Origin of the sequence: Bacillus sp. AF62 (genome assembly GCF_050312695.1) — a bacterium.
Lineage (GTDB): Bacteria > Bacillota > Bacilli > Bacillales > Bacillaceae_G > Bacillus_A > Bacillus_A cereus.
In genome coordinates this window covers 1-799 of the sequence record NZ_JBNPJZ010000220.1, presented here as the reverse complement: position 1 = coordinate 799, position 799 = coordinate 1, and the positions used below count along the sequence as shown (strand labels likewise).

Sequence of the window (799 nt, the reverse complement as noted above, 5' to 3'; positions counted from 1 at the left end):
GCGAAAGAGAACATGGAATATCGCTTTTTCGTTTTAGTACAACTGAATATGGAACAGAAAGAAAGACAAATTCGTAATCCTGTCGTAGAAACATGGAAGTTTATGAAGAAAATAAGAGAAGGTTTTGCAGAGACAGCCCAAAACATATCGGGTATGAATGTGACGGATATTTTAGAAGAGGAAATCGAAAATTATTTAGAAATAGAAGATGTTTTATTTAGCCAGGTTAGAGGGGCCTTTCCTAATACAAGACGTGCGAAACCATCTACAACACGCTTTTTATTCCATCATAATTTCAAACGTGGCATGAAAGAACTGAATCGGGATCAAAACTGGAAGGTAGGTTCTACAGTTGCGTTGCAAAATGAAGAAGGAAAGGCGGTAAAAGTACGCCGCCCAGATTTACAAGAAATGATCCAATTAACGGATACGGTGATTGATGAAAGCCCAGGACGTTCTCTTATACTCGAAAGACAAAATGAAGAAGGGGAAATTGAAACCTCTCATGTTGCTTTTCTTGCGGTGAAAGATATGCCCGAAATATCGGCCTTTCCTGGTGGAGAGTGGATTTATCGCATTCAATCTCATTCGTTAAAGTTTCCTGTTGAAATGAGTATTCGAGCTTATCACTTAGAAAATCAGATGGTTACCCAAAAACTCTCCAATAGTGAACTGGAATTAAACGATCAACGTCAACAAGCGATGGTAGGTGGTCGCACAATAGATTTAACAATTGATCGTAAAGCAAGGGGCGTCAAAATTGTAAAAGATCGATTTGAAACAACGGGAGCACCTGGAT

The 799-nt window shown here is 38.9% G+C and carries 1 pseudogene; it reads left to right on the top strand.

Annotation, left to right across the window (positions count from 1 at the left end):
- Positions 1–799 (top strand): annotated as a pseudogene (locus ACQRBL_RS32425) (ATP-binding protein); the annotation flags it as partial.